Source organism: Desertibaculum subflavum, assembly GCA_003576705.1.
GTDB lineage: Bacteria > Pseudomonadota > Alphaproteobacteria > Ferrovibrionales > Ferrovibrionaceae > Desertibaculum > Desertibaculum subflavum.
Map to the genome: position 1 here is coordinate 59,639 of QOZS01000008.1, position 12,488 is coordinate 72,126.

Sequence of the window (12,488 nt, forward strand, 5' to 3'; positions counted from 1 at the left end):
CCGCATGATAGCATCGGCCTGCGGATGGCCTAGTCGCGAGGGGGAGGAAATCCCGTATGGCGCTGCGCATTCTGTTTCCGGACGCCCGGTTCGAGAACGAGCCGGATATCGAGCGGGCGGTGGCCGGCGCCGATGCCGAGCTGATGATCCACGATGGCAAGTCGGCCGAGGAGATCCCGGATGCCGTCTGGGCCTCGGCGGATGCCATCATGTTCTACAACACGGTGCTGGCGACCGATGCCGTGGCGGCCAGGGCCGGCAGGTGCCGCATCGTGGTCCGCTGCGGCGTCGGCTACGACAAGATCGACGTTCAGGCCTTCGGCCGCCGCGGCATTCCCGTCTGCAATACGCCGGATTACGGCACCACCGATGTCGCCGACATGGCGCTTGCCATGCTGCTCGCCTTCGCCCGCGGCGTGGTCGGCTACAACGAGGCGCTGCGCCAGGACCCGGTCGGCAACTGGCACTGGAACCGCGCCGTGCCGGGTGTCCGGCGTCTGCGCGGCGCGACGCTCGGCGTGGTCGGCCTGGGCCGGATCGGCACCGCGGCGGCCCTGCGCGGGCGGGCCTTCGGCATGGATGTCGCGTTCTACGACCCGCACCTGCCGAACGGCACCGAGCTCGCCCTCGGCTTCCGCCGCTACCGCTCGCTGGACGAACTGCTGGCGACGTCAGACGCGGTGACGGTGCATTGCCCGCTGACCGAGGAGACGAGGGGCCTGATCGGCGAGGCGGCGATCGCGGCGATGCAGCCGGGCGCGCTGCTGATCAACACGGCGCGCGGGCCGATCTGCGATCTTCGCGCGATCGAGAAGGCACTGCGCCAGGGCAAGCTTGCCGGCGTCGGCCTGGATGTCCTTCCTGTCGAGCCGCCTCAGGCGGATGACCCGCTGATCGCCGCGTGGCGCCGCGACGAGCCGTGGATCCGCGGCCGGCTGATCCTGGCACCGCATGCCGCCTTCTACAGCGCCGATGCCTTCGCCGACATGCGACGCCTCTCCATGGAGACGGCGATGCGCTATCTGCGCGACGGGGTGCTGCAGAATTGCGTCAACCTGCCGTGGCTCAAGCGGAACGGCTGAGCCGGACGGAGAGGGGATATGCCGCCATCGCTACCGAGGACGGAGTACACCTGGACCGGCGACACTGCGATCGCCTGCCAGCAGCGCGGCCAACACGGCCCGCATCTGCTTTTCGTGCCCGGGTTGATCTCGCATCTTGAAGTCGCCAATGAGTGGCCCACCTGGGCGCAGTTCCTCGATCGGCTCGGGTCCTTCACCAGGCTGGTTACCTTCGACAAGCGCGGCCAGGGCCTCTCCGATCGGATCGGCATCCATCCTTCGCCGGAGGAAAGGCTGGATGACATTCACGCGGTCGTCCGGATGGCCGGCGCCGATCATCCCTATGTACTCGGCTTTTCGGAGGGCGGCGCCCTTGCCATGCTCTATGCGGCAAGCTTTCCGGACCGGGTGCGCGGCCTCATCCTGTACGGCAGCATGGCTCGCTTCTGTGCGGCGCCGGACTATCCATACATGTGGTCGCACGACGCGATGCTGCGCTCCGTGAAGTACTGGGGGACCGGCGGATCGCTGAAGAGCTTCGCGCCATCGCTGGAACGGGAGCCGAACGGGTTTACCTACTGGGCTCGACTGGAGCGGGAAGCGCTGAGCCCGGGAGACTATCAACGTAGTCTCAAGGCCAATGCCAATATCGACGTGCGCGCAATCCTGCCCAGCATTCGCGTACCGACCTTGGTGATCCATCGGGCCACGGATGCCGCCGTGCCGGTCGACAATGGGCGCTATCTCGCCCGTCACATTCCCGGCGCGGAGTATCTCGAATTGCCGAGCGGCGAGCATCTCCCCATCGATGGCGACGCCGAGCCGATCATCAAGGCGGTTGCCCGCTTCGTCGCGGCGGATGCCACGGCGCTGGAACCGGATCGCGTTCTGGCGACCGTCATGTTCACCGATATCGTCGATTCAACGGCGCGCGCAACGCGGCTGGGCGACAGAGATTGGCTTGCCTTGCGAGCGCGTCACGACCAGGTGGTCGCACGCTGCATGGAGCGTTATCGCGGCCGGCGCGTTCACAATACCGGTGACGGCATCCTGGCCGTCTTCGATGGGCCCGGCCGCGCGATCTCATGCGCACGTGATCTGCACCGGGAGCTGTCCGCACTGGATCTGGCGATCCGTGTGGCGCTGCATACGGGCGAGATCGAGTTGCGCGGCGACGAGGTCGGCGGCATCGCCGTGCATATTGCGGCCCGTATTCTGGCTCTCGCGGGCGCTGGCGAAACGATGGTGTCGCGGGTAGTCACCGACCTTGTCGTCGGCGCCCTGTTTGACTTCGTCGATCGCGGACAGCATGCGCTGAAGGGGGTCGACGGAAGCTGGCAGATCTACTCCCTGGCCGGTGGTGGATAGCCGGTGGGCATCGACCGCCCCGCGAGTTTGCAGGATGCCCGGCCAACGCCCCCACGCGTGCCGCGGGCCAATGGCGACTACGACCTTGCGATCGTCGGCGCGGGCGCGGCCGGCATCGCCGCGGCGCGGCAAGTGCAGGCGGCACGCCCAGATCTGTCCGTCATCCTGCTGGAAGCATCGGACCGCGTCGGCGGGCGGGCCTGGTCGGTCATTCCGAATCAGCTCGCCGGGGCGGCCGTCGATCTCGGATGCGGCTGGCTGCATGGCGCGCGCGGCAATGAGTGGACGCGCATCGCGGGCGAGCTTGGCCTGACCGTCGACCGCACGCCCGCGCCGTGGAGCGATGGCGGCCGCCGCCTGGAGTTCGACCGCGAGGCGGAGCGCGCCGCCCGCCGGGCCATCGATGCCTTTTACGCCCGCGCCGACAATTGGGACGCGACGCAGCCCGACGCGCCGCTCTCCGATCTGCTTGAGGCCGGCAATCCGTGGAACGGCCGCATCGGCGCCCTCGGCACCTATATCAACGGGGTCGAGCTCGGCGAGGCTTCGATCGTCGATCTCGGTCGCTACGATCCCGGCCCCGGCCCCGATTGGCGGGTGCGCGAAGGCTATGGAACGCTGGTCGCGCGCTATGCCGCGCCTGCTCCCGTCGCGCTCGAGACGGCCGTCACCGCCATCGACCATCGTAACCGCGATCGCATCGAGGTCGAGACCGGGCGCGGTCGCCTGAGGGCGCGCGCCGTCATCGTCACCGTGTCGACCAGCGTCCTGGCGCGCGAGGCAATCCGCTTCGATCCGCCGCTGCCACGCAAGATCGAGGCGGCGAGCCGGCTGCCGCTCGGCGTCAACAACAAGGTCTTCCTGCATGTGCGGGATGCCGACGACCTGCCGGCCGATACCCGCGCGATGGGTGCGCAGGATCGGTCGGCCACCGGCTCCTATCTGATCCGCCCGTTCGGCCGGCCGATCATCGAAGGCTATTTCGGCGGTCAGCTTGCGCGCGACCTGGAGCGGGCGGGTGGGGAGGCGTGGCTCGCTTTTGCCCGCGACGAGTTGGCGCGAACACTGGGCTCCGAGATCCGCGACCGGCTCTCGGTTGCGGCGATTTCGGCCTGGGCGTCGGCGCCGCATATCGGCGGCGGCTATTCCTATGCGAAACCCGGTGCGGCCGACGAACGCGCCGCGCTGGCGGCGCCCGTCGACGCGCGGCTGTTCTTCGCCGGCGAGGCCTGCTCGACCCTCAAGTTCGGCACCGCGCACGGCGCCTTCGAGAGCGGCGTCGCCGCGGCGTCAGCGGCAATGAGCGGGCTGCCCCCGGCTGCGCGATAGTGCGGCTCAGGGAACGAAGCTCACCTCTGCGGTGCCGAGCCCGGCAAAATCCACGCGGCAACGATCGCCGGGCTTCAGGTAGCGGAGCCCGGTGCACGATCCGCACGTGACATACTGGCCTTCTCTCACGCCGCCCGCCTCGCGCATCATCTCGACAAGGGCGACGGCGATGCCGAGCGGATCGCCGGTCGGATGGCCGCCGATCTGCGACAACACCGGCGCGCCGTTGACACTGAGCGTTACGGCAAGCTTGCCGAGATCGAGGCCGCGCCAGGCCGTCACCACGGCACCTGGGACGAAGCCGCCGTTGCTGACATTGTCGGCGAGCTTGTCCAGCAGGCTCGCCGCATCGGAATCGGCATAGCGGCTGGTCACCACCTCGATGGCGGCGAGCGCATCCACCGCCTCGGCCACCTCCTCGCGGGCATAAGGCGCAGGCCGGTGCGGCAGATCCCGGCGGAAGCGGAAGGCGACCTCGCCCTCGACGCCGCATTGCGGCACGTCGGCGACTGTGAAATGCGCCGGCGAAGCTTGAATCGCAGATGCGTAGATTGGCGCCCGCATGCCGGCGGAACCGTCCGCCGGCACGCTCGCCTTGAATGCGCCGACGGGGAGGGCCAGCGCCGCCGTAACCGCGTCCTGGATGGCATGCGCCTCGGCAGCGCTACGCGGCCGGATGGCTTCCGGCAGCAGGGCAATACGGGTTCGCGTGCGCCGTGCCGCCGCCAGCAACTCGGCGGCCTCGGCAATCTGCTTCGGTTCGATGGCGGCGGCTCCTTAGCTCTGGATCGCGAGCGTCGCATGATGCGACCGCGCAGGGCAAGCCGCCGGGCCTAACGCTTCTGCCGCGTCGGACCGAAGGCGAGCCTGGTCGCATGAAGGCGCAGGTCCTTGGGCCATTGCGCGACATGCTGCTTGAACCGCGCACGATCGCCGGCGAACAAGGCACGGATCGCTTCCTCGAAGCCGGGCAGGTTGCCGCCCATCGCCGCCATGAAGCGGTAGGCGGCTTCCTGCGCGGCGCGGATGCGCTCACGGTCGCCGCCATTGCGACGCGCCTCTTCCACGAGCTTGCGCAAGGCCACCGACGCACCGCCGGGCTGCGCCGCCAGCCATTCCCAATGCCGCGGCAGCAGGGTCACTTCGCGGGCGATCACGCCGAGCCTTGGCCGTCCGGGACCGCGCGCCTCGGACGTCGGCGGCCAGCGCGGCGCCAGGCGCGCCAGCACATCGGCGGGGCTGCCGCGCAGATCGAGATCGATCACCCGGCCGGTCGTGTCGGCGAAAACGAGGAGCGGCCCGGCCGCATCTCCATCGGCAGCCGACTTCACTGCGAGCGCGACCTTTTCGAGGCTGCCGGCGGCGAGGCGGCGGGAGCCGTCGAAGGCCGTGCAGGGGAGGGAACGAAGGTCTTCCATGGACGCAGCGGATAGCATCCGGGACGGCGCGCCGTCAATTTTACCCGGATAAAACCTTGTCGATCCGCTTCGGCCCTGCTATGCACCGCCGCTCGAATGGCGCGAGAAGACAGATGCAGCGCGAGGACAGGAAAGCGGCGATCGCTGCCTACAAGGAGCGCAAGGCCGTGGCCGGCATCTATGCGGTGCGCTGCGCCGCCACCGGCGAGATCTGGATCGGCCAGACACCGGATGTCGACGCGGTGCAGAATCGTATCTGGTTCAGCGCACGCATGGGCAGCAATCCCTGCGCCGGCCTTCAGCGCGCCTGGAACGCGCATGGCGCCACCGCGATCACCTTCGAAGTGCTGGAGCGTTTGAAGCCGGAGGATTCCGCCTATATCCGCAATGCCCAGCTCAAGGAGCGGGCGTCGCATTGGCGCACGACTCTCGACGCCGACACGATCTGAGAGCTGCCCTCGCCGGACTTTAGTGGGATTTCGGCAGCGCAGCCCCGAGCTTCTCCGCCCATGGCGCAAGGGCCGGCAGGATCGACGCGTGCAGCGGCACGCCCTCGCGCAGGGCCGCGGCGCGGCGGGCGAGGCCGCGCTCGCCCGGCAGCCGCACGGCCTCGACATCCGGGCGTGGTGGATTGACGCGGATCTGCGTTGCCAGCCAACCGGCTTCCGCAGTGAAGGCATCGCGGCCGCCGAATGCCTCGGGGTCGAACACCAGCACGAAAACATTGGCGCCCCATTTGTCCTGCGCCCGGGCGCGACCCTGGCCGGCCAGGCCGTTGGCCATCGCCTCGACCAGCAGCGCCAGGCCGTAGCCCTTGTGGCCGGCTTCCATGCCGCCGAGCGGCAGGATGGTGCCGGGCGGGTTGGTGAACAGCGCATTCGGATCGTCGGTCGGATGGCCGGCCGCATCGAGCAGCCACGGGGCCGGAAAACGGACGCCTTCGCGTGCCCGGCGCGCCGTCATGGCGTTGGTGGTGATCGAGGCGGAAATGTCGATCATCACCGGCGCACCATCGGTCGGCCAGGCGGCGGCGATCGGGTTCGGCGTATAAAGCGCCCTGGTGCCGCCGAACGGCGCCACCGATCCCTGGTTGGGATCGGCGGAGAACAGCAGCATGACCAGGCCGCGATCGGTCACCCGCTTCAGATAGGCGGCGAGGCAGGCGATGTGGTGCGAGCGGCGAATGCTGATGCCGCAGAGGCCGTGCAGCGGCGCGCGCTCGCAGGCGAGGTCGACCGCCTGGCGCACAAGATAGGGGCCGGGCAGGCGCTGCCCATCCCAGGCGACGGCCGGGCCGCGGTCGGACAGCACGACCGGTTCGCCGCCCTTTGCCATCCTGCCGCCGGCCAACTCGTCGAGATAGGCCGGCAGCTGGGCCAGGCCGTGGGTGTCGTGGCCGAGCAGGTCGCCTTCCACCAGCACTTCGGCCACGGTGATGGCGATGCGCCGCGTGACGCCCGACTTTTCCAGCAGCGAAGCGGCAAACAGAACGAGGTCGGCGGCAGCGTATCGAGGCATCGAATCCGTCGTGTTATGGTGCTGATGCGAAACCTTAGCAGTTCAGTGCCGGGAGGAAGCCCCATGAGCCTCGACCTCGAGAGCGGCGAAGCCTTCGCCGCCACCCATTGGGGCACCTACCAGCCGGAAGTGCGCAACGGCCGCCTGGTCGAGATGCGGCCCTTCGCCGGCGATCCCGATCCCTCGCCGCTCGGCAATTCGATGCCGCAGGCCGTGGACGGGCCGACCCGCATCCGCCGGCCGATGATCCGTCAGGGCTGGCTGAAGCATGGGCCGCGCCGCGATGCCGGCAGCCGCGGCGCCGAGCCATTCGTCGCCGTGCCCTGGGACGAGGCATTGGACCTGTTGTCTCGCGAGCTGAAGCGGGTGAAGTCGAGCCACGGCAACCGCGCCATCTATGCCGGTTCCTACGGCTGGGCCTCGGCCGGGCGGTTCCACCACGCGCAGAGCCAGATGCGGCGGTTCCTCAATCTGTTCGGCGGCCACACTGCCGCCGTCGGGTCCTATTCCTATGCCGCGGCGCAGGCGGTGCTGCCGCATATCATCGGCTCGACCGACGGCTGCATGAACGGCCATACCGACTGGTCGTCGATCGCCGACAATACCGGGCTGATGCTGATGCTGGGCGGCCTGCCGGCGAAGAACGCGCAAGTCAGCTCCGGCGGCACCGGCCGCCACCATGTGCGCGAGCACCTCGAGGCGGCGAAGGCGAAGGGCGTCGAGTTCGTGCTGGTCTCGCCGCTGCCCGACGACGCGCCGGATTTCCTGGCCGCCGACTGGACGTTCATCCGTCCCGGCACCGACACGGCGCTGCTGCTGGCGCTCGGCCACGTCCTGCTGAGTGAGGGCCGGCATGACCGCGCTTTCCTCGATCGCTATTGCGCGGGCTTCGACCGCTTCGCGACATACCTGTCGGGCCAGAGCGACGGGATTGCCAAGACGCCGGACTGGGCCGCCGCGATCACCGGCATTCCGGCGCCGGCGATCACCGCGCTGGCGCATCGCATGGCGGCGACGCGCACCATGATCGCGCTCAGCTGGTCGATCCAGCGGGCTGAGCACGGCGAGCAGCCCTATTGGGCGGCCGTCGCGCTCGCTGCCATGCTCGGCCAGATCGGTTTGCCCGGCGGCGGCTTCGGTTTCGGCTATTCGGCGGTGAACGGCACCGGCAACGTGATCCGCCCGGCACGCTGGCCGTCGCTGCCGATGGGCGAGAACGCGGTCAAGGAGCCGATCCCGGTCGCCCGCATCTCGGACATGCTGCTGCATCCGGGCGAGCCGTACGATTTCGACGGCACGCGGCGGACCTATCCCGATATTCGCATGGTCTACTGGGTCGGCGGCAATCCGTTCCACCACCATCAGGATCTCGGCCGCCTGGTGCGCGCGCTGCAGCGGCCGGAGACGGTCGTGGTGCACGAGAGCTATTGGACGCCGCTTGCGAAGCACGCCGACATCGTGCTGCCGGCGACCACGACCCTGGAGCGCAACGATCTCGGCGCCTCCAATCGCGACGATCACCTGATCGCCTCGCGCCGCGCGATCGATCCGGTGGGCGAGGCACGCGACGACCATACGATCTTCGCCGGCCTCGCCGAGCGGCTCGGCCTCGCCGAGGCCTTCACCGAAGGCCGCAATGAAGAGGGCTGGCTGCGCCATCTCTTCGCCATCGCACGCCAGCGCGCCGCCGAGGACGGCGTCGATATGCCGGATTTCGACAGCTTCTGGCGCCAGGGCTGGTTCCGCCAGCCGCCGCCGGAGCGGCCGAACGTGCTGCTCGAAGGCTTCCGCGCCGACCCGGCCGCCAATCCCTTGCCGACGCCCTCGGGCAGGATCGAGATCTTCTCCGAGCTTGTCGCGGGCTTCGGCTATGACGACTGCCCGGGCCACCCGGCCTGGCGCGAGCCGGCGGAATGGCTCGGCGCCGCCAAGGCGAAGCAATATCCGCTGCACCTCTTGACCAACCAGCCGGTTACCCGGCTGCATAGCCAGTACGACCACGGCACCGTCAGCCGCGCCTCGAAAGTGCAGGGGCGGGAACCGATCCGCCTCAACCCTGCCGACGCCGCGGGGCGCGGCATCAAGGCGGGCGACGTGGTCCGCGTGTTCAACGATCGCGGCGCCTGCCTCGCCGGTGTCGTGCTCGACGCGGCGATGCCGGCAGGGATTGCCCAGCTTTCGACCGGCGCCTGGTACGATCCGGCCACGCCGGGCGACCCGGACGCGCTCTGCGTGCACGGCAATCCGAACGTGCTGACCCGCGACAGGGGCACTTCCAAGCTCGGCCAGGCGCCGAGCGCGATGAGTTGCCTGGTGGAAGTGGCACGGTTCGACGGGCCGCTGCCGCCGGTCCGCGCCTTCGATCCGCCCGACGTGGTGGAGCGCTGACCGCTGCCGATGCCGGGGCGCTGGACGATCCTCGCCGCGCTGTTCGTTGCGCGGCTTTCGATGGGCTTCCAGTTCCAGGTCGTCGCGGCGACGGGGCCGCTGCTGCAACACGATCTCGGTCTCGATTTCGGCGAGCTCGGCCTGTTGATCGGTCTGCACATGCTGCCGGGCGTCTTCATTGCGCCGCCGGGCGGCTGGATCGGGGCGCGGTTCGGCGACAAGCGCATGGTGTTGCTGGGCCTGGCGCTGGTGGCCGCGGGCGGTGCGGCGGGCGCCCATGCCGACAGCTTCGCCGCGGCAGCTGCCGCGCGGGTCGTGTCGGGCACCGGCGCCATCCTGCTCAACGTGCTGATGTCGAAGATGGTGACCGACTGGTTCGTCGGCCGCGATCTGGTTCTGGCGATGGCAATCTTCATCACCAGCTGGCCCGTGGGATTGTCGCTCGGTCTGCTGGTGCTCGGCCCGCTGGCGGCCGGCTTCGGTTGGGGCGCGGCGTTTCTCGCCACCGCCGCAATGGCGATCGTCGGCCTGGTATCCGTTGCGGCGGTCTATCGCCCGGCCGCCGGCGCGGTGACCCAGGCGCTGAATCCACGGCTCGACCGTGACGAATGGCGCGGCATTCTGCTGGCCGGCTCGGTCTGGGGCCTGTTCAACGTGGCGTTCATCGTGCCCCTCAGCTTTGCGCCGTCCCTGCTGGTGGAGCGGGGCCTCGACCTCGCCGCCGCAACCTCGCTGACGAGCGTCGTCAGCTGGATCAGCGTCGCCGCCGTGCCGTTGGGCGGCCTGATCGCGCATCGCGGCGTCTCGCACACGGCGATGATCCTGGTCGGGGTCGCGGGCCTGGCGCTGCCGCTGCTGGCCTTTCCCTTCGCACCGGTACCGGCGCTGTGGCTGCTCCTGGTCGGTCTTGTCGGCGTCTCGCCGGCAGGCGCCATCATGGCGCTGCCGGCGCAGTGCCTCAGGCCCGAGAACCGGGCGTTCGGGATGGGGATCTATTTCTCGTTGTTCTATCTTTCGATGGCTTTGCTGCCCGGTCTCGCCGGAAAGCTGCGCGATGCGAGTGGCGCGGGCTGGGCACCGTTCGCCGCCGGCGCTGCCTTCGCGGTCGGCGCCGGCTTGGCCCTGCTGCTGTTCCGGGCGGCGCGGCGGCCCAGTACCGCGGTGACCGCAACAACCTGAGGGAGGGAAGTCATGGATCTCAAGCTCGCCGGCCGCAAGGCCGTGATCACCGGCGGATCGAAGGGCATCGGCTTCGCCGCCGCGCTGGCACTCGCCAAGGAAGGTGTCGATGTCGCGCTGATTTCACGCGCGCAAGGCGCGCTCGACGAGGCGGCGGCGAAGATCCGCGGCCAGGCCAATGTCGGCGTCGAAACACTCGCGGCCGACCTCGCCACCAAGGCAGGCATCGCCAGCGCCATCGACCGCTTCGGCGATGCCGACATCCTGGTGAACAATGCGGGCGCCATCCCCGGTGGCAACATCCTGGAAGTCGACGGCGACCGCTGGCGCCAAGCCTGGGACCTGAAGGTGTTCGGCTATGTCGACATGTGCCGCGGCTTCTTCGAGAAGATGTCGGCGCGCGGCAAGGGCGTGATCGTCAACATCATTGGCCTCGCCGGCGAGCGGCTGGACCACAAGTACATCGCCGGCACGGCCGGCAACGCCTCGCTGATCGCCTTCACCCGCGCGCTCGGTGCCGGGTCGATCGACAAGGGCGTTCGCGTAGTCGGCATCAATCCGGGCCCGGTGGCGACCGACCGGCTGGTCACCCTGATGAAGAAGCGCGCGACCGACGCCTTCGGCGATCCGGAGCGTTGGCCCGAGCTGACCAAGCAGATGCCCTATGGCCGGCCGGCGCATCCCGAGGAGATCGCGCCGGCCGTCTGCTTCCTGGCGTCGGACCTGTCCGCCTATACGACCGGCGTCGTGCTCACCATCGACGGCGGCATCGCCTTCCGCGGGTGAGGCGTCACTTCGGCTGGTGCAGGAAGGCTTCGGGCGGGACGAGCGAGAGCTTGTCCTGCCCCGGCTCCTGCCAATAGAGCTGCAGGCAGGCGCCGCCCTTCTTCTGGAAATAGTTGAAGTCGAAGGGCACGAGGCCGGGCGCCGACACCTTCACCACGGCCGGCTTGCTCATCCGGTCGCCATGCACCTTCGGATCTTCCAGCGCGAGCCTGCCGTCGAGCTTGAGGCGGATGCCGTCATTCGACTTGGCGACGATCTGGTACTCGCCGGCCTTGCCGAAGCGCAGGAAGCCTTCGCCGCGGATGCCGTAATTCTCGATCACGCCAGCCTCGTAGAGCTTGCCGTTGCCGCCGCAATCGTCGAGCGCGGCAAGCGGCTTCGGTGTCCAGCCCGGCTTTTCGGCGATCAACTTCTCGAACTGGTCGACATGCTCGAAGGCGGCATACCAGTAGCTGACACGAATCCCGGGCTTAAGCGCCTCGGCGGAAACCGTGGCGGGCGCGACCTCCATCGGCGCGGCCGCTACGCCCGAGGCGAAAGCGAGCCCGGTCAGGGTGGCGAGAATGGCTGTCGTGACTCCGTTCATTGTTCGTCGGTCCCAGTGTCGTGAAGCATGCAACGACATATCACGCCGCGGCCGGCGTGTCGGCTGCCGCGACATAGCGCGCCGGCGTGGTGCCGAGATTGCGGCGGAAGCTCTCGATGAAGGCGCTCGGATTCTGGTAGCCGAGATCGAGCGCCACGGCGGTGACCTTCTCGCCGGCGGCGAGCAGGCGAAGCGCTTCCAGCAGGCGAGCGCGGCGGCGCCAGGCCCCAAGGCTCATGCCCACTTCGGCAGCAAAGCGCCGGGTGAGGGTGCGCGCGCTCATCCCGATCTCACCGGCAATCCGTGTCGCCGGGCGATGATCGGCCGGCCGGGCGAGAAGCGCGTCGGCGAGCCGGCGGAGCCGCCGTTCCTGCGGCAGCGGCAGGCGCAGCGGCTCGTCGGGCAGGGTGCGGATCTCGTCGAGGATCAACGCATCGATGTGGGTCGCCGTCTCGCCTTGGCGCCGCTCGCCCAGCGCGATCGCGCGGAGGATCAGTTCGCGCAGCAGGCCGGAGACGGCGACGGCGCGGCATTCCACCGGCAATCCCGGCGCCGCACCGGGTCGCACATAGATCGTGCGCATCGATACCCGTCCCAGCATGCGGATCGCATGCGGCACCCGGCCCGGCACCCAGAGCGCGCGTTGCGGCGGGACGATCCATGTGCCGCCCGGCGTCTCCACCTGCATGACGCCCGTCAGCGTGTGCAGAAGCTGTGCCCGAGGATGCGAATGCCGCGGCAGCCGCGCGCCGTCGGCGAAGTCGCGCGCATAGGCGACCACCGGCGCCCGTGCGCGCTGCAGGCGGTCGACGTCCGGGGACAACCGGGCAGCTGGGGGGCGTGTGTCCATTGTCA

12 protein-coding genes are annotated in these 12,488 nt (G+C 69.4%); 7 read left to right on the top strand and 5 right to left on the bottom strand.

The features are described 5' to 3' along the window. Nucleotides 1–56: 56 nt before the first annotated feature. From DT074_RS06080 to DT074_RS06090, 3 genes are read left to right on the top strand one after another with little or no spacing between them, the layout of a single operon-like run. Complete coding sequence (locus tag DT074_RS06080; protein ID WP_119418931.1) at nucleotides 57–1,082, top strand: C-terminal binding protein; 1,026 nt, start codon at nucleotides 57–59, stop codon at nucleotides 1,080–1,082. 18 nt (nucleotides 1,083–1,100) lie between these two features. Next, nucleotides 1,101–2,429 carry an adenylate/guanylate cyclase domain-containing protein gene (locus DT074_RS06085; protein ID WP_119418932.1) on the top strand — a complete coding sequence of 443 codons (1,329 nt, stop codon included), beginning with the start codon at nucleotides 1,101–1,103 and terminating at the stop codon, nucleotides 2,427–2,429. Nucleotides 2,430–2,486: 57 nt separating this feature from the next. Then, entirely contained in the window at nucleotides 2,487–3,758 is a 1,272-nt protein-coding gene (locus tag DT074_RS06090; RefSeq protein ID WP_119418933.1) for a flavin monoamine oxidase family protein, read from the top strand. Between the two features lie 6 nt (nucleotides 3,759–3,764). Here DT074_RS06090 and DT074_RS06095 read toward each other — a convergent pair whose 3' ends face one another. Both DT074_RS06095 and DT074_RS06100 read right to left on the bottom strand, forming a co-directional pair. After that, nucleotides 3,765–4,490, bottom strand: a complete 726-nt coding sequence (locus DT074_RS06095; protein WP_119418934.1) for a 2-keto-4-pentenoate hydratase — start codon at nucleotides 4,488–4,490, stop codon at nucleotides 3,765–3,767. A 101-nt stretch (nucleotides 4,491–4,591) separates the two neighbouring features. Beyond that, on the bottom strand, nucleotides 4,592–5,176 hold the full coding sequence (locus tag DT074_RS06100) for a DUF2239 family protein (RefSeq protein WP_368744478.1): 585 nt from the start codon (nucleotides 5,174–5,176) through the stop codon (nucleotides 4,592–4,594). A gap of 113 nt (nucleotides 5,177–5,289) precedes the next feature. Here DT074_RS06100 and DT074_RS06105 point away from each other — a divergent pair, with 113 nt between their 5' ends. Then, nucleotides 5,290–5,625 carry a GIY-YIG nuclease family protein gene (locus tag DT074_RS06105; protein ID WP_119418936.1) on the top strand — a complete coding sequence of 112 codons (336 nt, stop codon included), beginning with the start codon at nucleotides 5,290–5,292 and terminating at the stop codon, nucleotides 5,623–5,625. A 19-nt stretch (nucleotides 5,626–5,644) separates the two neighbouring features. Here the strand turns inward: DT074_RS06105 and DT074_RS06110 are convergent, their stop codons facing one another. Next, complete coding sequence (locus DT074_RS06110; RefSeq protein ID WP_119418937.1) at nucleotides 5,645–6,694, bottom strand: Ldh family oxidoreductase; 1,050 nt, start codon at nucleotides 6,692–6,694, stop codon at nucleotides 5,645–5,647. Between the two features lie 63 nt (nucleotides 6,695–6,757). Here DT074_RS06110 and DT074_RS06115 point away from each other — a divergent pair, with 63 nt between their 5' ends. From DT074_RS06115 to DT074_RS06125, 3 genes are read left to right on the top strand one after another with little or no spacing between them, the layout of a single operon-like run. Further along, entirely contained in the window at nucleotides 6,758–9,082 is a 2,325-nt protein-coding gene (locus DT074_RS06115) for a molybdopterin-dependent oxidoreductase (RefSeq protein ID WP_119418938.1), read from the top strand. A 9-nt stretch (nucleotides 9,083–9,091) separates the two neighbouring features. Continuing rightward, nucleotides 9,092–10,261, top strand: a complete 1,170-nt coding sequence (locus DT074_RS06120; RefSeq protein WP_119418939.1) for an MFS transporter — start codon at nucleotides 9,092–9,094, stop codon at nucleotides 10,259–10,261. A gap of 12 nt (nucleotides 10,262–10,273) precedes the next feature. Further along, the gene (locus DT074_RS06125) at nucleotides 10,274–11,047 is read left to right on the top strand and encodes a short-chain dehydrogenase/reductase (RefSeq protein ID WP_119418940.1); all 774 of its coding nucleotides are present in this window, start codon (nucleotides 10,274–10,276) and stop codon (nucleotides 11,045–11,047) included. 4 nt (nucleotides 11,048–11,051) lie between these two features. On the opposite strand, the gene DT074_RS06130 is transcribed toward DT074_RS06125, so the two are convergent. Continuing rightward, nucleotides 11,052–11,633, bottom strand: a complete 582-nt coding sequence (locus DT074_RS06130; RefSeq protein ID WP_162914665.1) for a PA14 domain-containing protein — start codon at nucleotides 11,631–11,633, stop codon at nucleotides 11,052–11,054. 40 nt (nucleotides 11,634–11,673) lie between these two features. Then, a complete protein-coding gene (locus DT074_RS06135) occupies nucleotides 11,674–12,456 on the bottom strand; it encodes an AraC family transcriptional regulator (RefSeq protein WP_368744479.1) in 783 nt (260 codons plus the stop codon). Nucleotides 12,457–12,488 lie beyond the last annotated feature (32 nt).